At 45.5% G+C, this 26,493-nt stretch carries 27 protein-coding genes and 2 tRNA genes; 7 read left to right on the forward strand and 22 right to left on the reverse strand.

Going from position 1 to position 26,493, the window contains the following annotated elements; all coding sequences use genetic code 11:
• Positions 1-430: 430 nt before the first annotated feature.
• From omp33-36 to ACX1N5_RS03490, 4 genes are all read left to right on the forward strand, one after another.
• Positions 431-1,330, forward strand: a complete 900-nt coding sequence (gene omp33-36, locus ACX1N5_RS03475; protein ID WP_131381887.1) for a porin Omp33-36 — start codon at positions 431-433, stop codon at positions 1,328-1,330.
• 213 nt (positions 1,331-1,543) lie between these two features.
• A complete protein-coding gene (locus ACX1N5_RS03480) occupies positions 1,544-1,771 on the forward strand; it encodes a hypothetical protein (protein ID WP_458799498.1) in 228 nt (75 codons plus the stop codon).
• The gene (locus tag ACX1N5_RS03485; protein WP_458799496.1) at positions 1,768-1,917 is read left to right on the forward strand and encodes a hypothetical protein; all 150 of its coding nucleotides are present in this window, start codon (positions 1,768-1,770) and stop codon (positions 1,915-1,917) included. The genes ACX1N5_RS03480 and ACX1N5_RS03485 overlap by 4 nt, the downstream gene beginning before the upstream one ends.
• A 94-nt stretch (positions 1,918-2,011) precedes the next feature.
• Positions 2,012-2,650 (forward strand): DedA family protein, encoded by a 639-nt coding sequence (locus ACX1N5_RS03490; RefSeq protein WP_116726608.1) that lies wholly within the window; start codon positions 2,012-2,014, stop codon positions 2,648-2,650.
• Positions 2,651-2,694: 44 nt separating this feature from the next.
• Here the strand turns inward: ACX1N5_RS03490 and ACX1N5_RS03495 are convergent, their stop codons facing one another.
• The 4 genes from ACX1N5_RS03495 to ACX1N5_RS03510 form a co-directional block, all read right to left on the reverse strand.
• A complete protein-coding gene (locus tag ACX1N5_RS03495; RefSeq protein WP_131381889.1) occupies positions 2,695-3,078 on the reverse strand; it encodes a hypothetical protein in 384 nt (127 codons plus the stop codon).
• Between the two features lie 8 nt (positions 3,079-3,086).
• Positions 3,087-3,923 carry a ParA family protein gene (locus ACX1N5_RS03500; protein ID WP_116726606.1) on the reverse strand — a complete coding sequence of 279 codons (837 nt, stop codon included), beginning with the start codon at positions 3,921-3,923 and terminating at the stop codon, positions 3,087-3,089.
• A gap of 81 nt (positions 3,924-4,004) precedes the next feature.
• The gene (locus ACX1N5_RS03505; RefSeq protein WP_131381890.1) at positions 4,005-4,394 is read right to left on the reverse strand and encodes a SirB2 family protein; all 390 of its coding nucleotides are present in this window, start codon (positions 4,392-4,394) and stop codon (positions 4,005-4,007) included.
• Positions 4,395-4,403: 9 nt separating this feature from the next.
• Positions 4,404-4,712 (reverse strand): BolA family protein, encoded by a 309-nt coding sequence (locus ACX1N5_RS03510; protein WP_131381891.1) that lies wholly within the window; start codon positions 4,710-4,712, stop codon positions 4,404-4,406.
• Positions 4,713-4,917: 205 nt separating this feature from the next.
• Here ACX1N5_RS03510 and ACX1N5_RS03515 point away from each other — a divergent pair.
• Both ACX1N5_RS03515 and ACX1N5_RS03520 read left to right on the forward strand, forming a co-directional pair.
• A tRNA-Gly gene (locus ACX1N5_RS03515) sits at positions 4,918-4,993 on the forward strand.
• A 45-nt stretch (positions 4,994-5,038) separates the two neighbouring features.
• Positions 5,039-5,114: transfer RNA gene (locus ACX1N5_RS03520), tRNA-Gly, on the forward strand.
• Positions 5,115-5,476: 362 nt separating this feature from the next.
• On the opposite strand, the gene ACX1N5_RS03525 is transcribed toward ACX1N5_RS03520, so the two are convergent.
• From ACX1N5_RS03525 to ACX1N5_RS03600, 16 genes are all read right to left on the reverse strand, one after another.
• Positions 5,477-6,061: a TerD family protein gene (locus ACX1N5_RS03525; protein WP_045793406.1), complete on the reverse strand. Its 585-nt coding sequence runs from the start codon at positions 6,059-6,061 to the stop codon at positions 5,477-5,479.
• 13 nt (positions 6,062-6,074) lie between these two features.
• A complete protein-coding gene (locus ACX1N5_RS03530; protein WP_045793407.1) occupies positions 6,075-6,791 on the reverse strand; it encodes a TIGR00266 family protein in 717 nt (238 codons plus the stop codon).
• 11 nt (positions 6,792-6,802) lie between these two features.
• Complete coding sequence (locus tag ACX1N5_RS03535; protein WP_458799492.1) at positions 6,803-8,083, reverse strand: VWA domain-containing protein; 1,281 nt, start codon at positions 8,081-8,083, stop codon at positions 6,803-6,805.
• Between the two features lie 95 nt (positions 8,084-8,178).
• Positions 8,179-8,757, reverse strand: a complete 579-nt coding sequence (locus ACX1N5_RS03540; protein ID WP_458799490.1) for a TerD family protein — start codon at positions 8,755-8,757, stop codon at positions 8,179-8,181.
• Positions 8,758-8,790: 33 nt separating this feature from the next.
• The gene (locus tag ACX1N5_RS03545) at positions 8,791-9,870 is read right to left on the reverse strand and encodes a DUF475 domain-containing protein (RefSeq protein ID WP_131381931.1); all 1,080 of its coding nucleotides are present in this window, start codon (positions 9,868-9,870) and stop codon (positions 8,791-8,793) included.
• Between the two features lie 13 nt (positions 9,871-9,883).
• On the reverse strand, positions 9,884-10,459 hold the full coding sequence (locus ACX1N5_RS03550) for a TerD family protein (protein ID WP_004754709.1): 576 nt from the start codon (positions 10,457-10,459) through the stop codon (positions 9,884-9,886).
• A 23-nt stretch (positions 10,460-10,482) separates the two neighbouring features.
• Positions 10,483-11,751 (reverse strand): TerD family protein, encoded by a 1,269-nt coding sequence (locus ACX1N5_RS03555; protein ID WP_458799488.1) that lies wholly within the window; start codon positions 11,749-11,751, stop codon positions 10,483-10,485.
• Positions 11,752-12,131: 380 nt separating this feature from the next.
• Positions 12,132-13,610 carry an amino acid permease gene (locus ACX1N5_RS03560; RefSeq protein WP_458799486.1) on the reverse strand — a complete coding sequence of 493 codons (1,479 nt, stop codon included), beginning with the start codon at positions 13,608-13,610 and terminating at the stop codon, positions 12,132-12,134.
• A gap of 76 nt (positions 13,611-13,686) precedes the next feature.
• Positions 13,687-14,670 carry a succinylglutamate desuccinylase gene (gene astE / locus ACX1N5_RS03565; RefSeq protein WP_458799850.1) on the reverse strand — a complete coding sequence of 328 codons (984 nt, stop codon included), beginning with the start codon at positions 14,668-14,670 and terminating at the stop codon, positions 13,687-13,689.
• Between the two features lie 12 nt (positions 14,671-14,682).
• Positions 14,683-16,026: an N-succinylarginine dihydrolase gene (astB, locus tag ACX1N5_RS03570; protein WP_458799484.1), complete on the reverse strand. Its 1,344-nt coding sequence runs from the start codon at positions 16,024-16,026 to the stop codon at positions 14,683-14,685.
• A gap of 22 nt (positions 16,027-16,048) precedes the next feature.
• Positions 16,049-17,521 carry a succinylglutamate-semialdehyde dehydrogenase gene (gene astD, locus ACX1N5_RS03575; protein ID WP_458799482.1) on the reverse strand — a complete coding sequence of 491 codons (1,473 nt, stop codon included), beginning with the start codon at positions 17,519-17,521 and terminating at the stop codon, positions 16,049-16,051.
• Position 17,522: 1 nt separating this feature from the next.
• Positions 17,523-18,554, reverse strand: a complete 1,032-nt coding sequence (gene astA, locus ACX1N5_RS03580) for an arginine N-succinyltransferase (protein WP_004754719.1) — start codon at positions 18,552-18,554, stop codon at positions 17,523-17,525.
• Between the two features lie 12 nt (positions 18,555-18,566).
• Positions 18,567-19,781 (reverse strand): bifunctional succinylornithine transaminase/acetylornithine transaminase, encoded by a 1,215-nt coding sequence (locus ACX1N5_RS03585; protein ID WP_458799480.1) that lies wholly within the window; start codon positions 19,779-19,781, stop codon positions 18,567-18,569.
• 230 nt (positions 19,782-20,011) lie between these two features.
• Entirely contained in the window at positions 20,012-21,244 is a 1,233-nt protein-coding gene (locus ACX1N5_RS03590; protein WP_416224749.1) for a Glu/Leu/Phe/Val family dehydrogenase, read from the reverse strand.
• A gap of 443 nt (positions 21,245-21,687) precedes the next feature.
• On the reverse strand, positions 21,688-22,458 hold the full coding sequence (gene hutC / locus ACX1N5_RS03595) for a histidine utilization repressor (RefSeq protein WP_458799478.1): 771 nt from the start codon (positions 22,456-22,458) through the stop codon (positions 21,688-21,690).
• Positions 22,459-22,892: 434 nt separating this feature from the next.
• Positions 22,893-23,822 carry a LysR family transcriptional regulator gene (locus ACX1N5_RS03600; protein WP_458799476.1) on the reverse strand — a complete coding sequence of 310 codons (930 nt, stop codon included), beginning with the start codon at positions 23,820-23,822 and terminating at the stop codon, positions 22,893-22,895.
• Between the two features lie 117 nt (positions 23,823-23,939).
• Between ACX1N5_RS03600 and ACX1N5_RS03605 the strand changes: the two genes are divergently transcribed.
• Positions 23,940-25,160: an MFS transporter gene (locus ACX1N5_RS03605; RefSeq protein ID WP_458799474.1), complete on the forward strand. Its 1,221-nt coding sequence runs from the start codon at positions 23,940-23,942 to the stop codon at positions 25,158-25,160.
• On the opposite strand, the gene ACX1N5_RS03610 is transcribed toward ACX1N5_RS03605, so the two are convergent.
• Positions 25,151-25,795 (reverse strand): ATP-binding cassette domain-containing protein, encoded by a 645-nt coding sequence (locus tag ACX1N5_RS03610; RefSeq protein WP_458799472.1) that lies wholly within the window; start codon positions 25,793-25,795, stop codon positions 25,151-25,153. The genes ACX1N5_RS03605 and ACX1N5_RS03610 overlap by 10 nt on opposite strands.
• Entirely contained in the window at positions 25,796-26,482 is a 687-nt protein-coding gene (gene modB / locus ACX1N5_RS03615) for a molybdate ABC transporter permease subunit (protein WP_458799470.1), read from the reverse strand. It lies immediately after the preceding gene.
• Positions 26,483-26,493 lie beyond the last annotated feature (11 nt).

Raw genomic sequence — 26,493 nt, forward strand, 5'->3', positions numbered from 1 at the left:
TTCATTAAGCATTTCTCATCATACAATCACATTGATTACCTAAATCATTCACAGCATCGCCTCGACAACTTCAAGGTTTTACCCAGAAAATTGAGAATTCAATATCATAGGCAGCAAACAAATCAACTCTTCTTACAATTTAAGATTGAAATTCTGTATAAAATATGAATGACAGCTCAATTTATATTTCAAATTATTTACTGATTATTTTTAAATCAATATATTATTGAAAAACAATATAAAAATTTGTAAATAACAGTCGATTTTTATTTTAATTTCCCCCCTAAAAAGTAATTTTTTTTGTGATTTATTTAATTTATATGAAGAAAAACTACAATTTTTAAACATTGTAATGCGGCTGAATTGATTGACTTAATATTTTGTAACAATAGAATAGCAAGTATGTCTATTGGAAAGTTGAGAAATTAACATGAAAAAAATCGGTTTAGCTGCAGCAGTTCTACTTGCCATGACTGGTGCACACGCATACCAATTTGAAGTAAAAGGCCAGTCTGAATATTTAAATACCACTGCCAATGACAAAAACTATACTGGTGACCTTCAAGGCACTTACTACTTTAAAAATGTAGATGCTTCTAAAGGCCCTTTAGCTGAAGCTGCGTTCTTGAACAAAGCATCAAATGTATCTGTTGGTTACAGCTACGAGCAATATAACGAGAAAAATTGGGTTAACTACCATCTTGGTACTTATGGCGTGAAAGGTGAAGCTTACTTCACAACTCCTTACACTGCTTCAATTCCGTTATATGCAAGCGCGTCTTACAACCACACTGATGTAGATGGTAAAAATGCCATTTCTCGTGATGACCATGGCGACCGTTATGCGTTAGAAGTCGGTGCAATGCCAACTAACAACTTCTTGCTTGCTGTTGGTTACACCAATGTTGCGAACCAGTTCTCTCTAGATACTTTCCGTATCTTGAACAAAGGTTTTGTAAACGCTGTAGGTGAAACTGCTTCTATCAATGACAAACAAGATGCGATCACTGCACGTACTAAATACGTAGGTGCTATCGATGGTACTAACATGTCACTTGGTTTTGACGCAGGTATCGTGTTTGGTCAAGCAACATCTTATGAGTTCAACACTGATCTTTATGTGACTCCAAAATTAAGCGTTGGTGCTTCATTTGCAGGAACTTCTGAATCACAAGCTGTGTTTGACAAACTTTGGGGTGCAAACGTGAATTACTTCATCACACCTGCAATCTCTGTTGGCGCAACTTATACCAATGCAAACTCTAGCCATACAACTGGTTACAACCTTGACACTCAAACTATCGGTTTGAATGCCAAAGCACGTTTCTAATTTAGATATTTAATCTAAAACTAAAAGGGCTCATCTGAGCCCTTTTTTGTTGCGTATACGTCCAATGCAATATTAGGTTTACGCTGTCTGAAAAACTGCATTTTTTCACAACTTTAAAAAAGCCTTTTACACTTATCATGTAAATCTTGAAATGACTTCCCTATTAAATTTCTTAACATAGCAATCAAAACAAAAATTTGAATAGGTCAACCTATGCGATTACATAATCTTGTGGTGATTATTGGATGTTGTATCACACTGATCGCCTGTTCCCAAACCAGCCCTATTTTAAAGGGTCAAGATCACTGGATTGGAACTTGGCAAAGTCCACATAGTGAACTCAAGATTCAGCGTGATGGTCAATTGCAATATCATGAAAGCCAATATAACAGCAACGTACAGCACATAGCCAATCTGAAAGTACTGAACAATCTGCAATGACGGCGCCAATTACTGTACTCAATGCTCAATACATTCAAGCTGGTACTCCTGAATTTGGTAATCGGTTTAAAATCGATAAAGCGCCCTATTTGCTAAAAGGGCACTGGCATGCTGTTATTGATGGTCAAGACTTTATCAAAAAATAAACTATAGCTCGCGCAAAAATGGTACAGCTTGGTTACTGACATTCCATGTAGGGGCTGCTAGCATCTAGCTATCCTTTGCTGCCCTTACTTCCACATGGAACTCATCAATTTCATTTTACATATCGATCAACATCTTCTTGAATTTATAAAACAATACGGTGTCTGGATTTATGCCATCCTGTTTTTGATTATTTTTGTCGAAACAGGCCTGGTGGTTATGCCTTTTCTACCAGGTGACAGCATGTTATTTGCAGCAGGTGCTCTAGCAGCCTCTACAGGGCAAATGAACCCATGGCTGTTAATCGGCTTGCTGTTTATCGCTGCCGTGCTGGGTGATACCTTAAACTATCACATCGGGCGCTATATTGGTCCGCGTATATTTGAAATGGAATCACGCTTTATTAAAAAAGATCACTTACTTAAAACTCATGTATTTTTTGAAAAATACGGCGGAAAAACCATTATTATTGCGCGCTTTATGCCGTTTATTCGCACCTTCGCACCTTTTGTTGCAGGTGCAGGCCGTATGAACTACAAACACTTTTTAGCTTTTAATGCGATTGGCGGATTGGCTTGGGTTGGTTCATTTATTACGCTCGGTTATTTTTTTGGAACACATCCTTTTGTCAAAGATAACTTTAGCCACCTGATGCTCGGTATTATTGTATTTAGCTTACTTCCTGCCGTTATTGAGTTTGTGCGGGCAAAAATTCGCGCCAACAGAGCCAGCTAAACTAAAAAAATAAAAAAAGGTCGAAGCATCGACCTTTTTTATTCTCATGATCTTTTCACTGTCAAAATTCGGCAATTTTTAAAATGCGCAGCTTGTACAATGGCATCCTGCTGTCCCATTAACTGGGCGATTTCACTACGTTTAGTATTAGAGGACTGTCCCAAATTGACCGAAAAGGTCGGGCCAAAACCCCAGCCGCCTCGTCCCCAGCCGCCACCAACACCGACCCCTACCCCGACACCAGTGCGTTTTTCTGGCTCTACACCTTGTTCAAGATAGTGCTGAATACGGTCATATTCACTTTGTAATTGTGTGCAGTTCAGTGCCTGATACTGGGTAGGCGACACGTAACTGGGTTTGACTGTTGTGGCGCAACCTGTCAATGCTATACCAATCACTAGACTTGCTGCTATCGCCCATTTGTTCATATCTCACCTCAGGAAAGTTGTTCTATTTCTGCAAACAAAGCCGAATATGCCTGACTGAGTTTGTGTTCGGGTGCAAGGTAAATCAAAGGTTTATTCTTGTGATGTGATTCTTTCATCAGGATCGAAGGCGGCAACATGTTATTCAAGACAGGTAAACCCTGATCTTTAAGTTGCTGTACCACTTCTCGCGGCAATTTTGCCTGAGCCTGAAACTGATTCACCACAATCCCTTCAATTTCCAGTCGTTGGTTATGATCATCTTGCGTTTCTAAGATATTTTCAATAAGTGTTTGTAAGGCACGTTGTGAAAATACGTCACAATCAAAGGGAATCAGCACACGGTCGGCAGCAATCAGCGCCGATAGCGTAAAGAAATTAAAGGCCGGTGGCGTATCAATATAAATACGATCATATTTTCCAGACAGCTCGGCAATGGCATCGCGCAGTTTATAAATCTTATGTTTGCTTTCCAGACTGTGTTCCAGTGCGCCAAGACTTGGGCTAGCCACCAAAATATCCAGATGGTTAAAAGGTGACTGATGGGTATAGCTTTCCAGACCTTGTGAGCGTGATTTGAGCAGCGCCCCCAGGGTATTGCCGATCAGGCTTTTATTGGAGCTTCCCAAAACTTCCTGATAAAAATTTTCAATATTCGGTTCCAATGCCTGCTGGCGGCCATTAAATGTGGCGGCATCTCCAAGCAGATACTGGCTGGCATTGGACTGCGGATCAAGGTCAATCACCAGTGTTTTTAAACCATGATGGGCACTCAAACTGGCAAGATTCACCGCAATGCTAGATTTCCCAACTCCACCTTTCTGATTGAAAATGACACGTGTCAGCATAGTTTTGTCCTAATTATTTTAATGGTCTGATGCCCTAGTCTATCCTAGAGCTTTTTGCCCGTGATGAAAGCTGTCCAACAATTATGAAAATACGGGTTTGATCTTCACCAACAGTAAAATTGCGAACAAGGCAATCCAAGCAATCACGATACCCGCACGGCGCTGTACCAGCAAAATCCCTTCTTTACGGCGAAATGCCTTGATTAATGAAGAAAAAATAACGACAAATAGCGCGGCTTTAGCATAAAACCAAGGTTGCACCTGAAAATGTTTCATCCATAACAACGCGCCCCCCGTCAACAACATCAGCGTAAAAGTTGAATGCTGCAATGCAATCACCAAACGCGGTGTTTTGGCGGCAAGCTGCTCATCCTGCATACGAAATAGGTGTCTGCTGCTCAGCGCGAGCATCAACAGTAACAATACCACGCCTACACCATGCAGGATTTTTAATAAGAGCAACGTATTCATGCAGTATCCTTAAACTTTAGGTGCATGGGCACATTCTGGGCTGGCAGGTGCCTGACCTTCCCATTCACTTGGCAGATACGCATGAATCGCTAAAGCATGGATTGCACTGGGTGCCAGTAATTCTGCGGCAAGTGCATAAATTTTTTGATGACGCTGAACCAGACGCAAGCCTGCAAATGCCTCACTGACAATCACCACCTTAAAATGTGATTCTTTTCCAGGATAATACCCTCCATGCCCTGCTGATTCATTAATCACTTCTAAATGGGTAGGCTGTAGCTGTTGTAACCGCTCAATTAATTGTTGCTCTAAACTCATGAGAAACTGTCCTGTTACATAAAAAGATCATGTCTTGAGTATAGCAATTTTTGATAAATTCACAGGGTTTTCTAGTTGGTGAAACCATTTAGATTGCGATCAGCATTTAAAATCTTTCAGATTTTGCTTTTATTTTATGCAATTAATTCAATAAACCTAGAAAATGAGTTGATTCTAAATCTACTTAATGTAATATATGCCTCACGCGGGAATAGCTCAGTTGGTAGAGCATAACCTTGCCAAGGTTGGGGTCGCGAGTTCGAGTCTCGTTTCCCGCTCCAGATTTGGTTTTTTTAGTGTAAGTTTTAGTAAAAACTGCTCAATATGCGGGAATAGCTCAGTTGGTAGAGCATAACCTTGCCAAGGTTGGGGTCGCGAGTTCGAGTCTCGTTTCCCGCTCCAAATTCAAAAGGCACTTATCAAAAGATAAGTGCCTTTTTCTTTGCGTAATTTACTCTCAGGAGAAAACTCCATAAAGATGGAGTACATCTCTCACAACATCACCCCCAAATCAAAATAAGACTGCTGTTCGGGTTTCAGTATCGCTATCATTTTTTAAAGTTTGTGCTTTTCATATTCTGGCGACACATTTTTCCAATCCTTTTCATATTTTTATATAGATCTTTAACGTAATTTTTTGGTTTAAAAAACATAAAACTATGATCTTTCTATCTCTGGCTTCAAGCTGATTCAAGATCAAATACCAGCCATTAAAAAAGCCTGAGCTGATCACTCAACTCAGGCTTGGCTTCAAATATGACAATTTATAGATAATTCACCACATGCGGTACGATGTCATGCAAGGTACGCCCGTTGCAGGTTTCGCCTAACGCGGACATTTTCCATGCGCCATCATGACGGTAAACTTTGGCAATAATCAATGCCGTATAGTTGCCTTTGGCGGATAGATTATAGTGTGCAATTTGCTGATTGCTATTTTGATCGACCAAGCGACAAAATGCATTTTCCACTTTTTCAAAGGTCTGACCACGGAAACTACTGATGGTAAAGACAATCGAAGTGACGTTCGATGGAACTTGACTTAAGTCAACATAAACCACTTCGTCATCACCATCGCCTGCACCTGTCAGGTTATCGCCCGAATGTACAATGCTGCCGTCACGGCTACGCAATTGTCCAAAGTAGACATTGTCGACTTGGCGCTTGTTGGCATCAAAAGTGATTGCCGATACGTCCAGATCAATGCTGTTATTGCCACCGCCAAACATGCCAAATAAACCACCACTTTTGGCAACATCCCAACCTGCACCTAAAAATATTTTAGACAGGCTTGAACCATCTTGTTTTGCAAGTGAAATTTTCTGACCTTTAACTAAGCTAATGCTCATGTTTTTTCCTATTTTATGATCGTTGGCCTAAATTGAGTACTGACGCCAACCAAGTAATATAACTGTTGCGATTTCGCGAACAAATAATGACTTTACCATAGCCTTGAAACTTTAAGACCATACCTTCGCCACTGGTGACACTATTTAACAAATTGCCCAGCATGCCTCGATTTCGGGAGCTTGGCATACCAATGCTATAATTTAATGATGAATCCCAAGCCACCACATGACCATTGTCGATCACGGTTTCCCCATTTTGCGGATTGACCTCAACTTCCATCAGCGTGCCGCAACCTGAAATGCACAGTTGTCCCTGCCCTGAGGTTTCCATCACCACAAAACCACCATTGTCCCCAAACAGGCTGCCACCCAGATTGGTCTGGACTTTGGCTTTGACATTGACCTGTTCAGTCGATGCCACAAAGGCCCCATCGGACAGTACATATTGCTGCTGACCAATATTTAAGATTTGCATGTCACCATCAAGGTTGGGTGAGAGCAAACATTCACCAGCGCCAAACGAAGCTTTGATTTCTTGCTGAAACAACGATTCACCTGTGGTGAATTTACGCATGACTGACTGGAACAAACCACCACGTAACTGGCCGCCCAACTCCAAGTTAGACTCCATCATCACCATGGCATCGGATTCACAATAAATTTTTTCACCCTGACGCAGTGATACATGTAAAAAAGGTTCAGGTGTTCCAACCAAATTAAATTCAGCCATGTTGTGATCCTCTAATTTAAAATCTGTTTTGTTTTGGCCTGTTCAAGCCACTGTGGGAATTCTTGTAGCATCAGATCATACAGCTCACTTTCTGAGAGGCTGTGTAAATGATCGATGGCAAAAAAATTACAGTTATCAAGCACACGGCCATTTAAGTTATCGAGCTGTTCTAAAATTCCATAACCACGCCCACCGATTCCGATAAATTGCCAAAAGATCGGCTGGTTAGAGTTCTCACGCAGCAGACGCTTAATCTGCGTCGCACTGCCGATACCACCGTCAGAAATAAAGATGATATAAACAGGTAAGTTATCTGGCTGTTCTTTGAGAAAATACTGCACCACATCCTGCATCACCGCAGGTTCATTGTTAATGCACGCTCCTGCCTGCCATTTTTTATAACCACCCTGTTCGCAGTTAATAAAATCAGGCAGGTTATGCAGTGACACATCACTTAAACGCAGTGGGCGCTCGGCAAATGCCCAGCATTCAAAATTGGCATCATCATCAAAGTTGACGGCAAGTGGCATCACCCGATCCAGCACTTGCTGCACATCACCACGGCGATATTGTCCCAGCATGGAACCCGAATAATCCAACACCAATGCCACGCGTGCCCGCACGCCAATTAACTGATTTTTTTCCAGACTGATCAGGGATTTTTTGGTTAAATCCAGCAAATGTGGAGCGTCTGCCTGCACCTTGTCTAAAATAATTTTTTTACGCAAATCCACAGCCGAGATACCCGATACAACTGGCACTACGGGTGTGCTGACCTTGGCACCAAAATGCTCGACCAGCGTGTCTAAGCCACCGCTAAAACCTTGCCCAATAGCCGCCAGACGCCATGCATCATTTTTAAAATACACCTCTAGCAGCATCAGGGCTTTTTCCTGTTTAAAGCTGCTTCCCAGCAGACGATAATTGGCAACCACTTCAGATTTGCTATTGATCAGCTCGACCACACCACTTTGAATATCGCACATACTGAGTTGTTGATTTTCAAGCGTGGCACAAAACACCAGATGTGCCACCTTGTTGGAGTTGGTTTTGGCAAGATTAATCTGGAATTCATGAATCATTCCATTCACGCTATAGCAGACCTCATTTTTTGGTGAATGAGGCTGGTTATAAAACACCATATAATCGTCATGAATAAGCCGACCCTGCTGATCAAGCATAAAGCAGGAAACATCAAGAGGATGCGGAGTATTGAATTGAACGCGTAACCGAAATTGCTGTTGTTCGAATAAATTTTTCAGCGGGAGCTTTTGCCCTGAAATGAGTTCCATGTGAATAGATTCTTGTCGATTAGCACTTGAAAAACAGCTGATTTGCAAACAATTTTTCAAGTGCTAAAAGATTACTCTTTTAGCACTTTGGCAGTTTATACAGCAACGCCATAGCTGGCAGCCAATGCGCCCAAGCCACCATTGAAACCTTGACCAACAGCTTTGAATTTCCATTCACCGTTATGACGGTACAATTCACCAAAAATCATCGCAGTTTCAGTGCTGCCATCTTCTGACAAGTCAAAACGTGCCACTTCTTCGCTGGCATTGTCTTTGTTAATCACGCGGATATAGGCTTTGTCGACCTGTCCAAAGTTCTGGCTGTTTTGCTGACCTTCGTGAATGTTGACTGCAAAAATCACTTTTGCCACGTCCGCTGGAACTTTGGCTAAATTGACTGATACAGTTTCATCATCACCATCGCCTTCACCTGTACGGTTATCGCCTTTATGGATGACCGAACCACAGTCTGACTGTTTTTGATTAAAGAAAATAAAGTCGGCATCACGGCGGACTTTACCATTTTCACTGACTAAAAATGCTACCGCGTCAAGATCAAATGCCTTACCATCGGTTACACGCGGGTTCCAGCCTAAGCCAAGATCGACAAGGTTCATGCTCGGTGCGGTTTTAGATAAGTTGATGTTGCCGCCTTTAGACAAGTTAATTGCCATGATTTAAATTTCCTTCTGCTGTATCAAATTAAATTAATGTTGTTTTTTACTATAAGAGATTGAAGATAGAACTGCCCAAACAATAAAGGCAATCCCAATAAGACCAGTGACCACTTCAGGTACATGTACACCCGTACCACTGGCGAGCATAATAAATGCGAGCGCACCAATTGCATAATGCGCACCATGCTCTAGGAATATATAGGCATCCAATGTGCCTTTTTCAACCAAGAAGACGGTCATAGACCGTACAAACATCGCACCGATTGCCAAACCGAGCATAATAATTACCACATCATTGGTAATTGCAAATGCCCCAATCACGCCATCAAAACTAAACGAAGCATCGAGAACTTCCAGATATAAAAAACCGCCGATGCCGCCTTTTGCTACCGCGGTTGCGGTTTCAGCCAAAGATGTACCTTGCTGATTATTTTCAGTTTCTTCATCATCGGCATCGCTACTTTCGAGCAAGTGACCGATCACCTGCACGCCGATATAAACCACAATCCCCCAGATCCCTGACACCATCACAGCTAGTTTGGTTGCTTCTGGTACAAAGTGCGCCATGACCAACAACGCAATTAGTGCCAAAAATACTGAAATCGCAGGAATACTGGCTAAATTGGCGAGTTTGGACTCTAACCAATGAAACCAGTGTGAGTCTTTTTCATCATCAAACAAAAAGTTTAAGAACACGAGCAGCAAGAACATGCCGCCAAAAGCTGAAATTTCAGGATGATGTGCCAAGAGTTTTTCAGAGTAACTTTTCGGGTCATTCAGTGCCAGTTGGGCAACATCAACAATGCTCATATCTGCCGTAACCCCCACAATTAACAGTGGGAATAACAAACGCATACCAAATACGGCAACAATAATCCCGGCGGTTAAAAACAAGGTGCGCCAGAACTGGTTCCATGTTTTGAGTACCGAAGCATTCACTACAGCATTGTCAAACGACAGTGAAACTTCCATCACGGCTAAAATCCCCGTGATCGCAAGGGCTTTGAGCATGGTCATCAGCCCCGCATCTGCCCCGTGGGTAAAGCCCCAGTAGGCAGACAACGCAAGACAGACTATGCTGAAAATGATCGAAAAACGAAAATGTTTCATCGAACCTGCTCAGTTAGATATTGATGCCATATTGATGGCACATCATGCGCAGACCACCCGCATAACCCTGTCCTACTGCGCGGAATTTCCACTCCCCGTTGTGGCGATACAATTCACCAAACACCATTGCAGTTTCAGTCGAATAGTCTTCATTTAAATCAAAACGTACGATTTCATGCTGTGAAGCATTATTTACGATGCGGATAAAGGCATTTTGCACCTGACCAAAGTTTTGGTGACGCGCTTCAGCATCATGAATGGTTACAGTGAAAATGATTTTTTGTACATCAGCAGGTAAACGCGTCAAATCAATTTTCAGGCTTTCATCGTCGCCATCGCCTGCACCTGTACGGTTGTCGCCAGTATGTTCAACTGAACCTTCTGGTGAACGCGGCTGGTTATAAAAAATAAAATCGTGTTCGCCACGAACTTTGTCGTTCGCACCCAATAAAAATGCAGATGCATCCAAGTCAAAATCGACGCCATCAGTTGCGCGCGCATCCCAGCCTAAACCCACTAAAACTTGGGTTAATGACGGATCAGTCTTGCTGAGTGAAAGATTGCCGCCTTTATTTAATGTAATTGCCATTTTATTGTTTCCTCTTATTTCAACTATTTACGCCCGACTGTCCATCTAAAACCAAAGCCATAATGTTCATCGAGCTTTTGTTGGTCATCAAAATATTGCACTTGACGGTTGGCCTGAATTTGCCCACCCACATTTTTTAATTCCACAATTGCACAGGTACTGAGGTAACCGCCTTCATTGACAGGCACTTCAATCGGTGGCTGATTGGGAAGCTGCATATTTACAATAGCATCGGTTGCTGCCCAGTTTGCTGCACCTTCGTAAATATATGTATAAATAACAATACGTTTAATCTGATCCCAATGTTCGCCATTGATCCACAGATTTTCACCGTTTAAGGACGACCCTGTGCGATCATCGCCTTGCAACTCGGCATAAGGCGATTTTTCATAACTGCCAAAACGATTGCCAAGCGCCTGAACAATATGAATTGCGCCGTTTTGCATCTCAATCATGGCACCCAAGTCCAGATCAACCGACTGCGATGCACTGAGCTTGCGAAAGAAACTCTTGCCACGATCGCCACCTGAACGGTTCCAGTTCAAATTCACCTGAATCTTGCCAAATGAACCATTGTATTTGGTGAGGTTAATCGATGAATTGGGCTTGTCTAAACGAATCTTGGACAGGTTAATCGAACTTGGTGGTGGCGTCGGTTGTGCTGTAGGCGTGGTCGAGCTGACAGGCTGACCAAAAATATTTGCATTGCTACTTGTCGTTGGTGGTGCAACGCTCGGACTCGGCTGTGGTTGCGGTGGGACTGCAGATGGCTCAGCCACTTCCACACCAAAGTTTTCTGCCAAAGGTTTTAAGCCACCATTAAAGCCCTGATCGACAAAACGATATTTCCAGCGACCATTGTGGTTATAAACTTCCGCCAAAATCAGCGCCTTTTCGGTTTTGCTCTGAGTATTGATCTCTGATGTTGCAACTACATGACCATCGTTGAGTAAATCGATACTGAGTTGCTGCAAGTCCCGAATATGTGCAGGCTCGCTCAGTGTGGCACAAATCGCAATTTTACCAATCGCAGTGTCGAGCAATGTAGTATTGATACGAATACGGGTTAAATAGTCAGTTTGACTACTCGACTCAAATAACTGAATACTTTGGTTTGGAGTATGGGTTTGCCCATAGAAAATCATGTCGGTATCACCACGGACTTTTTGCGTGGTCTGTTCCAGTAAATACGCGGTAATATCTAAATCTATGGCTTGGGGAACACGCGCTCGAATCACGAGTTCGACTGACGGAGTAGGTAAAATCGTATTTGCACCTGCGATAAGTTGCATCACACACCTTTTGTTATGTTCTCAGTTTGATGTCTAAATAAAATAAGGTCTTTTGCATTTTTAATGCGAAATCTTTATATAAAAACAACACTTTATATAGACTTTAATTATAAATAGCGATTTTATTTATATCACAGATCAGTCTTCCCCCCCCAACGAATCTTGCATAAAAAAACAAACCCTCAAAGGATTGAAACTTTGAGGGTGTTTCGGGAGATCTCTTAAATTCATCAAATACAGCGTTCAGGCTGAAATTGCCTTACATGAAACTCGGCTGTGCGATGCTTTTATTCCTTATGATGTTTTATGAAAGCAGTCTGTTTTTTTGGTTTAAGCAACTGCCTACGCTCACGAAGCAAGGCAGTTACAATTTTTATGGCTTAGTCTGACTCTGGCTCAATACGGCGTCCGCGTTCTAACACCCAAGTCCGTTCTGGGTCGCGGTTACTGCGGTATTTGTAGGCAATAAATAATCCGATAAACCAAATCGGTGAGGCAAACAATGAAATGCGGGTATCATGATCGAGACATAAAATCGCCACCACAAACACCATAAACGCGATGCCTGCCCAGCTCATAAAAATCCCCGCAGGCATTTTATAGGCCGATTGTTCATGTAAATCAGGACGTTGTTTGCGGTAAGCCAAATATGATAACAAAATCATACCAAAGGCAAACACAGTTAAAATCGAGGTAAATGCGGTCACAATATTAAATGCCGACATGACATTTGGCGTGATAAATAAAATCGTGGTGCCTGCCACCACACAGCCCATCGAACACAAAATCGCTTGGACAGGGACTTTACCCTTAGACAATCGGGTAAAGCGCTGTGGTGCATCCTGCTCAACAGCCAAACCATAGAGCATACGGCTGGTGGCAAAAATTCCACTGTTTGCCGAAGACATGGCAGAGGTCAGTACCACAAAGTTCACCACGGCAGCAGCAGCGGTTAGCCCGACCAGTTTAAACAGCGCGACAAAAGGGCTTTGGTTCGGGTCAACATGCTGCCATGACATCACCGAAATAATCACCAGCAAAGCGCCAATGTAAAATAACAGAATGCGCCAAGGAATCGAGTTAATGGCTTTTGGTAATGATTTTTCAGGATTTTTAGTTTCCGCGGCAGTTGTCCCGACCAGTTCGATGCCCAAAAAGGCAAACACTGCCATTTGAAAACCACTGAGAAAGCCCGTAATGCCATGCGGTAAAAATGAGGCTGGATCGGTAATATGATGAAAGGATGCCTTGACACCATTTGGCGATACAAAACCGATGCTGACCAGACTGATACCCAAAATCAAAAAGGCAATAATCGCCACAATCTTGATCATGGAAAACCAGAACTCGGTTTCACCAAACATTTTTACGGTCAGCAAATTCAGCGTGGTTAAAATGCCAATGGTGGCCAAGGCAGGCAACCACACAGGCAAATCGGGATACCAGAACTGCATATAACCGCCTATGGCAATAATATCGGCAATCGCGGTCACCACCCAGCCCAGCCAGTATGACCAGCCCAGAAAAAAGCCCGCCCATGGCCCTAGATACGCTGTGGCAAAATCCACAAACGATTTATAGCTGGTGTTGGAGAGTAACAATTCTCCCATGGCACGCATGACAAAAAAGAAGAAAAAACCAACGATCATATAGGTCAGTAAAACCGATGTTCCCGAAGATGCAATGGTCTGACCTGACCCCATGAACAGTCCCGTACCAATCGCGCCACCAATGGCAATCAACTGGATATGCCGATTGCTTAATGCTCGGTCAAGTTGCGGTTCCTGCTCTATATGATGATGACCCAACAGATCACCATCCCCCATTAATGCGTGAGTCTCTTTATGTTCCCGATTCATCGCCACTCCTAGCCAGCATTGCGCTGTAATTAACTGTCAGTCCTTTTCATTTCTGCTGTGACGGAAGCTTTGGGTGCTAAGCGCCTGTGTCTTCTGTCAGCATCAGCCCTGCACGTAATCCTTTTTGTACGTTCGGGTTGGGAAATAAAATCCATTCTTGTGTGTGCTGCACCCGCGTTTCCTGCTGTTGCTGGGTACACAATAGCTCTCCCTGCTCGAACACGGTAAAATTCGGGGCATCATCACTGAGATACAGCTTGAAGTCGTCATGTTGCTTGAGCAGTGAATACTGCACCTGAAACTGACGCATCGCACTGGTCTTACCACGTGGTGGTAAAGCTTGCCCTGCCACCACACTGCGCAACATGGTGTCAGTTGCCTGAAACTGACTCAGGTCGTTGCAGCCAAACGGCAAGGCTTTGCCCAGCTCCAGCGTGCAGCTAGAGGCTTGGCAGGTTTCTGCGGTCAACTGGCTAAAGGTGCGTCCAAGGCTCTGGTGTCGTACCAGAGCATCCAGATCTGCTGCCTCCAGCGAGCTTAAAAATTCAGAGTCGAAAGGTTCACTTTTATACGGCAGCAAACCAAAGGTCGGTAACAGTGATGCACGGATAGCGGTGTGCAAGTCATAGTGCAGACGAATCGCCTGTGGGTCACTGTGCTGCATAAATTGCTGCACCAGTTGCTCCAACCCTTTGGCACGTGCAGTTTCAGCGCTTTCTGTAAACTCACTGACCCCGCCCATAAACATGCGGTTCAGGTCAGCATTCAGATAACGCTGTCCCTGACGCATGGCTTCTGGATTACCAAAAATGATCAGCAAGCGGACTTGTAATGCCAATTTCCCAGCAAATAGATCGCTACACAGTTGATTTAACAACTCAATCGGCGCAGTTTCATTGCCATGAATACCAGCCGAAAGCACCACCACTTTGTGATAGTCCTGCACTGGCGTCAGTTCCAGTACCCCTTCTGCCAGCCAGTGCCAAGCAAAACCATGCTGCTGCCCCTGCTGTGGCTCAGGGAATTGACCACTGAGCGTCATTGCCAAGAAATCCTGCATCACTGACCACTCCTAGATTTGTTGGAACGGGTAGATCGAGCCGAGATTCAACAATACCGTCAGTTCATCCAGTGCCTGACGGCTTTCGATCAACAACTGTGGATCGACCAGATCGGCTTGAGTTAAACGGTCACGGTAATGACGATCTACCCATTGATTGAGTGCCATAAAGAGCTGCTCATTCATCAGCACTTTGGGATTCACCGCCTGTAATTCCTGTTCATTCAAGGCAACACGCAAGCGCAAGCAGGCAGGCCCGCCACCGTTTTGCATACTTTCACGTAGGTCAAACACTTTAATCTCATCAATCGGTGTACCCATTTGAATCATGTCATTCAGGTAGCCCCAAACTGCCGCATTTTTGCGAGATTCTTCAGGTACAACAATGCTCATGCCACCATCTGGACGGGTCAAAATCTGACTGTTAAACAGATAAGTCGCTACGGCATCATCCACCGAAACACGTTGGGTCGGCACCTCAATCGCAATCAGTTCTTGCTCTAGCATTGCCATTTTGCGGCGAATTTCATCGAGTGCCTGTGCCTGATGTAAAAACGCCTGTTGATGGTGAAACAGCACTTGCTGGTTGCTGACCGCGATTACGTCATTATGGAAAACGCCCTGATCAATCACATCAGGATGCTGCTGTACAAATACCGTGTGTGCAGCATCGAGCTGATGCAAACGCGCAATCGCTTCACTGGCTTCACGGGTCTGACGTGCTGGGTAGCGTTTCGGCCCTGCTTCACCATTAAAATGCTGCTGTCCATAAACAAACACCTGCACACTGCGCTCGGCATAGCTACCTCCCAAACGGTTGTGGTTGGCTGCACCTTCATCACCAAACAGTGCCACTTGAGGTAATGCCGCATGATGCGCGAAATGTTGTTCATCACGGAAAATCGCCTGCAAGACCTGCGAAGTGGTATCCGCTTCAATCGAACGGTGAAACTTATTGTTGAGGTTGGCTGCGGTAAAATGCACCCGACCATCGGCACTGTCGGCAGAGGGTGACACGGTTGCTGCATTGGCAGTCCACATACAGGATGCCGAACTCAATGATGAAAGCAGTTGCGGTGCGTACTGCATCGCTTGTGCAAGTATGCTGGCATCATCACCACGAAAACCGAGCTTACGCAACATCGGCACATGTGGACGCTCATGGGGTACCAACACACCTTGTTTCAAGCCCAAATCACTCAGGGCTTTCATTTTTTCTAAACCTTGCTTGGCCGCAAGTTTCGGGTTAGACACCAGATTGCGGTGTTTGGTCGAGGCTTCATTGCCAAATGACAAACCTGCGTAGTGGTGAGTGGGGCCAACTAAACCATCAAAATTGACTTCATAACCTAACATTTTCTTCTCCAATTTCCGTGGCTTATTCCAACACCAACCCTGGTGTTAATTTTTCAGGCAGGCTCAGACTGTCAGTTTCCAGTGATGCCATTGGCCATGCGCAGTAATCCGCTGCATAAAAAGCACTTGGACGATGGTTGCCCGATGCGCCGACACCACCAAACGGTGCAGCACTGGATGCCCCTGTTAATGGTTTATTCCAGTTGACAATCCCTGCACGGGCTTCAATCAACAGCTCGTCAAACAAGGCGCGTTGCGTGGCAATCAAACCCACTGCCAAGCCAAAACGGGTTTTGTTCGCCAGCTCTACAGCCTGTGCAAAATCGTCATAACGCTGAATACAGGTCAATGGCCCGAAATATTCTTCATCAGGTACATTGGCAACGCCTGTCACCTCTAAAATTCCCGCACTGAGTAAGCTGCTATCCGCTTGCAAACGGGTCATGGCGAGCAATGAAGTTGCCCCCAAATCCAGAAGGGCTTGCTGTGCATGTAACATGCGCTCAGCCGCAGCCGATGAAATCACCCCACCCATAAATGGTTGTGGTTCAGTATCCCAAGCGCCAATCTGTAACTTGCCTGCCACCTCAACCAAACGCTGAATGAACGCATCGCCTTGTGCGCCATGTTTCACCAAAATACGACGGGCACAGGTACAGCGCTGTCCCGCAGAAATAAAGGCAGATTGAATGGCGACATTGACCGCAGCATTAACATCTTCAAAATCTTCCACGATCAGCGCGTTGTTGCCACCCATTTCCAGTGCCAAGATTTTCTCAGGCGCGCCTGCCATCTGACGGTTTAACTGGTAGCCTGTGCTGGCACTACCTGTAAACAATAAGCCATCAATTTCAGGGTGTTGTGCAAGCGCTTCGCCTGTTTCACGGCCGCCTTGAACCAAGTTCAATACGCCACTCGGTAAGCCTGCCTGTTGCCACAACTTCACGGTTGCTTCGGCAGTCCACGGTGTGAGTTCGCTCGGCTTAAACACGATGCTGTTGCCTGCAATCAGTGCAGGGACAATGTGCCCGTTGGGTAAATGTCCTGGGAAGTTATACGGGCCAAATACCGCAAGCACACCATGTGGGCGGTGACGTAACGATGCCACACCATCTGCCATAGTCGTGCTGCTCTCACCTGTGCGCTGTTCATAAGCACGCAGTGAAATCGCCACTTTACCGATCATGGCTTGCACTTCGGTCAAGGTTTCCCAGTACGGTTTACTGGTTTCCTGACTAATCACTTCCGCCAACTGGTTTTTGTTTTGTTCTAGCAAACTGGCAAAGCATTGCACCACTTCAACCCGCACGTCCAGACTTTGACGCGCCCAATGTTTAAATGCACTGCGGGCTGCCTGACAAGCGGCATCCACGTCGGCTGAATTTGCTGAATTTGATTTCCAAATCAACTGATTCGTGACTGGATTGGTTTTTTCTAAGGGTGCACCTCGCCCTTGCAGCCATGTTCCTGCAATATATAAAGCTTGTTCTGACATGTTATTTTTCCAATGGATTAAGTGCCAAAATACGTACGGATTGTCCTTCAATCACTTCAAGCTGCTGTGCCTGCTCGGCGGTTAAATACAGCATTTCATCGTGCAACTGACCTTGAATCAGCAAGGCGCGGTAGTCGTAGTACGCATCGTTCGCAACTAAATAATGGGAAGGAGATTTTTTGCTGTCGACGCTACCAATTTTGACAGACACCAGACGACTATCCTTGACGGCACGCAAGTCATCCAGTTCGGCTTCAATGGTCGGTCCTGCATCAAAAATATCGACATAACCCTGATAACGCAGACCTTCTGCCTCCAATACGTGGTAAGCAGGCAAGGTTTGTGGATGCACTTTACCAATCACATTGCGTGCGCTCTCAGGCAGCAAGTCCACATACAGCGGATAACGTGGCATCAGTTCGGCAATAAAGACTTTTTGCCCGATACCACTTAAATAATCCGCAGTAGAGAAGTCCATATTAAAGAAGTGCTTACCGAGTTCATTCCAAAATGGTGAGCGTCCCTGCTCATCGGATACCCCACGCATTTCTGCGAGCAGACGTTGCTGAAAAAACTGGCGAAATGCCGCAATAAACAAAAAGCGGATTTTCGACAAAAATTTGCCATTGTTGCTATGCCGATAATCAGGATCAAGGAACAACGTACACAGTTCGCTATAGCCTGTATGGTCATTGCTTAAAAACAGGGTTGGCAAAACTTTATAGACATTCAACGCCTTTGACGCATGCACCTGTGTACCGACATGGAAGTTGTACCATGGCTCGGTCAGACCGACCGCGACTTCCAAGGCACTGACCCCGACCACGCGTCCATTGGACTGGTCTTCCAGCACGAACAAATAACCCTGTTCATGTTTGCTGGCTTCACCATTTAAGGTGTTACGGGTACGTTCGATTCGTGCCGACAAGATATCTTTATTGGGAGGCAATGAGGTCAAGCCTGTACCTGCCTTGGTGGCAAGCTGATAAATGTCGTCTAAATCGCGGTGCTCGGCGTGGCGTACGATCATCATGGGGCAATATCCTTATTTTACGAGACGGGCAACAGCACGTTCAAAGCGTTGTAATCCTTCGATAATATCCGCTTCTGGGATAATCAGCGATGGGGTAAAACGTACCACGTCTGTGCCTGCCACCAGTGCCAATAATCCTTCTTCGGCAGCGAGGTTGGTGACTTGTTTAGCTTGACCTGCATATTCATCTTTGAGTACACAGCCGATCAACAGACCTTCGCCACGCACTTGGCTAAAGACTGGATATTTGGCATTAATCGCTTCAATGCCTGCCACAAACTGCTGATGACGTGCTTTCACGCCGTCGAGCACTTCAGGGCTGTTAATAAAATCAAATACAGCATTGGCTACAGCGCAAGCCAGTGGATTGCCACCGTAAGTTGTGCCGTGTGAACCTACAGTCAGCACTTTCGCTAAGGCATCGGTGGTCAACATCGCCCCGATTGGGAAACCGCCACCCAAGGCTTTGGCTGTGGTCAAGACATCAGGCACAACATCAGTATTCATATACGCATACAACGCGCCTGTACGACCAACGCCAGTTTGCACTTCATCAAAAATTAGCAAGGCATTGTGACGATCACACAGTTCACGTAAACCTTTTAAAAATTCAGCATCGGCAGGCAACACGCCGCCTTCACCCTGAATCGGCTCAACAATTACGGCACAGGTTTTGTCATTGATCACCGCAGCAGCCGCAGCCAAATCGTTATAAGCAACGTGCTGAATACCTTCTGGTAATGGTGCAAAATCTTGTGAATATTTCGGCTGACCGCCCGCAGTCACGGTAAATAAGGTACGACCATGAAAGGCATTGTTAAACGCCACAATCTGGTTTTTGCCTTCGACACCACTGTCATTGCCATATTTGCGTGCCAGTTTCAGTGCAGCTTCGTTGGCTTCCGCGCCTGAGTTGGCAAAAAAGACTTTTTCGGCAAAAGTTGAATCGGTGAGTTGTTTGGCTAAACGTAAAACAGGCTCGTTAGTATAACCGTTGCCAATATGCCAGAGCTTTTGTGCCTGTTCAGTTAACGCCTGAATCGCAACAGGATGGGCATGCCCCAATGCATTGACCGCGATTCCCCCAGCAAAATCAATATATTCTTTACCTTGCTGATCCCAGACACGAGAACCTTCGCCACGGACCAAAATAAAATTGGCAGGAGCAAACACAGGCACCATCCATTGGTTGAAGTCATTTCGGGTAATCGTCATTGGCTGATTCATATTAACCTCTAATTTATTGAAAAATAGCCAATTTCATTTTATGCACCAAGCAAGCCACGGCAGCATTGTGTCGCGTTTGTTCTATGCGAAGCTAAACCACTTAGCTCCTGCTCATAGAGGTCTGAAAGCAAGTCTGCCTGCTATCAGATGATGCATAGGGGGAAATTTTCACCCCTATTCAAACTGAGTCCATTTCCAGTTTGCGCCACTTGGGCGCAATCTGCATTCAATTATTTTCCAGGGTAAATCCCGCGTTCTTTACGTGCCATGAGAATGCGTTCACATGCCAAAATATAGGCTGAGGTACGCAAGTTGCAGTGCTTTTCTTGTGCCTTGTTCCAGACATCGGCAACTGCATTACACATGATGGTGTCCAGACGCTGGTTAATTTCGGTTTCACTCCAGAAGAAGCTCGACATGTCCTGCACCCACTCGAAGTAACTCACCGTGACACCGCCTGCGTTACAAATCACATCAGGTACCACAATCACTCCACGACGATGCAAAATATCGTCCGCTTCTGGATAGGTTGGGCCATTTGCCCCTTCGAGGACTAAACGCGCCTGTAATTTTTCTGCGCGTTCTGCGGTGATCTGCCCTTCCAGTGCCGCAGGAATCAGGATTTCTGCCTGAACATCCCAAAATGCCTCTGCTTCAATTTCTGTCGCACCGACAAAACCTGCCACACCACCATGCTGCTGCACATGCTGTTGCAAGGCATGTGTATCTAAACCTGTTTCATTGAAAATCGTGCCTGTGTGGTCTTGCACACACACCACTTTTGCGCCTGTTTCAGCAAACAAAATCGCGGCTTCACTGCCGACATTGCCAAAACCTTGTACTGCAACACGGCTGTCTGCAACCGACAAACCAATTTTCTGGGCAATCTGACAACCTGTGACAAACACACCGCGTCCTGTGGCTTTAACACGACCCAATGAACCGCCCAAATGCACAGGTTTTCCTGTGACCACACCTGTCACAGTATGACCTTGTTCAATCGAATAAGTGTCCATGACCCATGCCATCACCCGTGGATTGGTACCAACATCGGGCGCAGGAATATCTTTTTGCGGGCCAATAATATGGCTGATTTCACTGGTATAACGGCGGGTCAAACGTTCAAGCTCGGCATCTGACAACTGGCGTGGATCAACCCGAATACCGCCTTTGGCACCACCAAATGGTAGATTCAGTACTGCAGTTTTAATGGTCATCCATGCTGACAAGGCCATGACTTCATTCAGATCGACATTGGGATGAAAACGAATCCCGCCCTTGCCTGGCCCACGTGACAAGTTATGCTGTACCCGATAGCCTTCAAAATGACGAATGGAACCGTCATCCATGACCACAGGCACATCCACAATCAGCGCACGCTTTGGATTTTTTAAGGTATCAATATATTGGGTGAGGTCGCCAAGAAATGGCTTGACCCGTTCGATCTGTGCCAGATAGGTCATCCATGCACTGTTATTTTGCTGCGCGTAAGAGAGATGAGTCTCCACGGCAAAATCCTGTTTGTTGTGGTTTGCTTCAGCCTTGAGCTGTTCTGAAATCATATTTCCCACGTGTATTTACTCGCTACCGTTGCTTTAAGTTCTACAAAGAGCGCATCAAAATGACTCTCTCTACATCCTGTATATGTATAAACTTGTATATACAAGTTGAAATATAAATCAGTTTTTTTTAAAAAAATAGAGAGGGGATTAAAAATTTTTTAAAAATTTAATAAGACATTATTTTATAATAATATTTTTAATTATCATTTTCATCACACTGTCATTTTGACAGCAAAACTCGTCAGTTTTTTACGCACTAGACGAAAGCATTTTGTAATTTTTAGGCGCATTTTTCAGTGCATATTCTATCTGACTTGTACAACTTCGTGAGTTTTCAAGACAACTTAGTAGCGCATGGTCGGGGTAAATTTGCCTTTCAGATAATAACGGCTACCTGGGTAAATCAGGCGTGCACTCGACACGATATGCTCGCCTGTCCAGGTACGGCGCTTGAGCAATAAGCACGGTTCAGTCTTGCTGATTTCCAGCCATTTGCATTCTTTGGCATTGGCTAAAATCGCTTCCACAATGTGTTCGCCCTGACTAATCGGCACACGTTTCACCAGATAATCATTCGGAGTGATTTGGGTAAAATCCTGCTGAATATAATTGGGAATCAGCGCGGCATTGACCAAACGGTCTTCAAGCTGCACAGGAATATCATTTTCAAAATGAACCAGAATCGAATGATAGAGTTTCTGCCCAATTGCGACCTGCATTTGCAGGCATTGTTCCTTGTTGGCGCGAATCTGTTCCAACAAAATAATCTCGGAACGATGGCGATGGTTACGGCTTTCGATCTCTTTGGCGATGTTGTCGATCTGGAACAGTGCCGCTTCGCTTTGTCGCTCTGCCACAAATGACCCCACGCCCTGAATACGGGTCAAAAAGCGCTGTTCGGTCAGTTCACGCAAGGCACGGTTGATGGTCATGCGGCTACAGCCAAGTAACTTGACCAGCTCCATTTCTGAGGGAATTTTATAGTTGGCTGGCCAAATTCCATCTTGGATTTTTTTAGTAATCAGTTGCTTGACTTGTTCATACAGCGGCAACGGGCTGTCGTGCAATGGCGATAACTCTGCTTGCTGCTGTGGGTGAGAAACACGGTTAGTCATGATCAACTCGAACAAAATCAATAAACAATAAAATGCGCAGGCACAAGCCAACAAAACTAATTCATTCACCCAAGATTGGGCAAAAGTTTTACTAAAAACTAAGTTTACTCAATACCTTTTTAAGATATTGAAAATAAATGAATAGTGATAGCAGAGTCTTAAAGTTTTAACACATATTTCAGCATTAGCCTTCGGCTCGACCTACTTTTCTTTCGGGAAAAGTAGGCAAAACCATTATCATCTGCAAAACTCGCTTAACATCATATTCTAATTAAAGATATTGCAAAAACAGTACCTTTAAAATGTTGGTCTGGCTCGAACAGTTGCAGATGACCTATTCATATCTCCAATTTTTGGAAAATATTCGTCAAACTTAAATTAAAATAGCATAAATCCTCAGCAGCATTGCCAATTTTAAATAGCGACTTCTGTGATTATTTCAGTTGCTGCATGCCCGAAATGGTCGGCATGACCTCACGCATCAGGCTTAAAAATTGGCGTAACCGTGCAGGATAATAGCGCGCCCACGGATAGACCAGATACACAGGCAACGGTGCTGCTTGCCACTCAGGCAAGATATTCACCAGTGTTCCCTCTGTCAGTGCATCAGCCGCCAGCCAACTGGAAATCACCGCCACACCTAAGCCCCGCAATGCTGCATTTTTCAGGACAAATAAGCTGTCGGTACTTAACCGTGGCTGAATCGGCACACTATGAATTTGCTGGGTCAGCTGGTTTTTGAGGCGAATTTCATGCCGATAATAAGTACTGAGTTCAATCCAAGGGAAAGACTCTAAATCTTCAATCTTTTCAATCTCAGGTGAACGCGCCAACAGTTCAGGACTTGCCACCATAATCCGTGGCACTTCAGCCAGTAAAATGGCTACCGTATTGGGGTCAGGTTCAAAACCGACATGAATCGCGCAGTCAATATGATCAGCTAAAAAATCAGGTGCAGCGTCACTGAGCCGCCATTCAATATTCAATGCAGGATAACGCTTTAAAAAATCCAGAACAGGCAGCAACAATTGCTGTTGACCAAAGGCATGCGGAGCGCGTACCCGCAGCAAACCAACAGGTTCATCCGCCACCTGTTTCAGCTCCTCTTCCAGATTTAGCCAGTCATCAATCAGGTTTTTGGCATGCTGATAACAGCGCTCGCCATCATCGGTGAGTTTGGTCGCATGCGTGGTACGGAGCAGCAATTTTGCCCCAAGCAGTTGCTCCAGCGTACTTAAACGCCGACTCACGGTTGCCTGCGAGACTTCAAGCTGACGTGCAGCTCCCGAAAGTGAACCCGTTTCAACAATCCGAATCAGGGTATGCAGCAGTTCCAGCCGATCTATACGTTCAAGAGATTTCATTTTGATTATGGTTATACGTTTGGCGTATAACTATTTTACCATGACCACCGCTACCACAATGCCGGCATTTGCCCAAAAATAGCCCTCTGTTCCTGCCCCGATCAAGAGATTGCCATTATGACTGCTGCTGCCCCCACCCGATCTGTTTCGTCCTTATTGGTGTTTATGCTGGCAACAGGTGCAGGTATTGCTGTAGCGTGTCTGTACTATGCTCAACCCATTTTGCCGTTATTTTCCAGTGACTTGCATATCGCAGTGGGTGATTTGGGGCTGATTCCGATGCTGACGCAAATCGGCTATGCCTTGGGGATTTTCTTCCTGATTCCACTAGGCGACCGCTATGACCGTCGTGTACTGATTCTGGTCAAAAGCCTATTGCTGATTGTGTCTTTGCTGGTACTCAGTTTGAGTCAGGGGCTCTACAGTGTGCTGCTGTTGAGTCTGGTGGTGGGCATTACCGCGACCATGGCACAGGACATCGTCCCGAGTGCTGCAATCCTTGCGCCTGCGGGACAACAGGGTAAATTTGTCGGCACCGTCATGACAGGGCTGTTACTCGGGATTTTACTGTCGCGAACCGTGAGTGGTGTGATTGCCGCCTACTGGGGCTGGCGCGCCATGTATCAACTGGCAGCGATTAGTGTATTTGTGGTGGCGATGGGTTTATGGCGCGTGCTGCCACGCTTTCAGCCGCATGCACAGCTCGGTTACTTTGCCTTGCTCGGTTCAATGCGCCACTTGTGGCGGCACTACCCTGCGTTGCGTCATGCTGCACTGGCACAAGGCCTGCTTTCGGTGGCGTTTAGTGCCTTTTGGTCAACCCTTGCCGTGATGTTGGCGGAGCATTATCACTTGGGCAGTGCAGCAGCAGGTGGTTTTGGGATTGCAGGTGCGGCAGGCGCTTTGGCTGCGCCGATTGCAGGGTCATTGTCTGACCGCTATGGCTCACATCGGGTAACGCAACTGGGGGCTGTACTGGTGATGCTGTCGTTTACGGCAATGTGGGTGTTGCCAATGCTGTCGATGCATACTCAACTGCTTTTAATTGCGATTGCTGCAATTGGCTTTGACTTGGGGCTACAAGCCAGTCTGGTGGCACATCAAACCCTTGTGTATAGCCTAGAACCGACTGCACGCGGGCGTTTAAATGCAGTGTTATTTACAGGTGTATTTACCGGCATGGCATCGGGTTCATGGCTCGGCAGCAAAGCCTATGCCGTGGCAGGCTGGCAAGCGGTGGTGACCCTTGCGGCGATTATGGGGCTGATCAGTCTATGGATTCGCTGGGTCGAAGGTCGCCGTTTACAACGAGTCGAAAGCATCTCCTCTCAATCCTGATAATGCAAATGCCCTTCAGCCAGACAGAGTTGCGGGGCATTCAGTTGCTGCAATTCTTCTACATGATGGGTGATGTACAGCATCGGAATCGCCAGTTCCTGCTGAATGGTATTTAAAAAACTCAGTAGCTGCTGGCGAAGTTGTAGATCTAAGCCTGTCGTCGGTTCATCTAGTAACAATAAATCGGGCGATGACAGCAGCGCCCGCGCAATCGCCACCCGTTGTGCTTCGCCGCCTGAAAGCTGATGTGCCTTGCGCTTCAATAACGGCAGCAAACCCAGTAATTCCACAATATAACTACTGGCAAATTTCGATGCTTGCGATGGCTTCCAGCGCTGAGCATAACCAATATTTTGCAACACATTTAAATGCGGAAACAGGCAAGCTTGCTGAAAAATAAAGGCGATATTGCGCTGATGTACAGGCACATTCAGCCCTTGCTGACTGTCAAATAAAGTCTGTTGATTGAGCTGAATTCTACCCTGTTGCGGTTGCAGCAATCCTGCAAGGCATTTGAAAAAACTAGATTTCCCTGAACCCGATGCCCCAACAATCCCCAATACAGGTGCTTGTGTCTGCAAATCGACCTGCAAGGCAAAATCGGCTTGGCGATATTCAAACTGACAGTTCAGCATTTACATTCGCCCCAAACGTTGCTGATATTTTTGCAAAATCACATGATTGGCAATCAGTGCCGCAAATGCCAGTGCCACTGACAGCATCACCAGACGTAGCGCCATATGCTCTCCATCGGGCTGTTGTAGCAACGAATAAATCGCGATCGGCACGGTGCGGGTTTCATCGGGAATGTTGCCGACAAAAGTAATGGTGGCACCAAACTCGCCCAGACTGCGGCTGAAACACAAAATGCTGCCAATGATGATGCCAGGAATTGCCATCGGTAAACTGACACTGTAAAACACCTGCCACGGATTGGCACCCAGACTCGCGGCAACATGCTCAAGACGCTGGTCGATCAGCTGAAATGACAGCTTGATCGGCTGCACCATCAGCGGAAAAGCCACCACCATGGAGGCTAGAACTGCCCCTTTCCAGTTAAATGCCAGCTGAATCCCGAACTGCTGCAAGGCATGCCCGATCCAGCCCTGATTGCCAAACAGCACCAGCAAACCATAACCCAGCACCACAGGCGGCAGTACCATCGGCAATTGCAAACAGGCTTCGAGTAAAAATTTCAGCCGAAACTGCAAGCGCACCAGACTCCATGCCACAGCAATCGCAAAGGGCAAACACAACAGGGTCGCCCAAAGTGCAACTTTGGCGGAGAGTGCCAACGCACTCAGTTCTTCAGGCGATAACATCGCTGCATCCT

The sequence above is a fragment of the Acinetobacter sp. ANC 4636 genome (genome assembly GCF_054454555.1).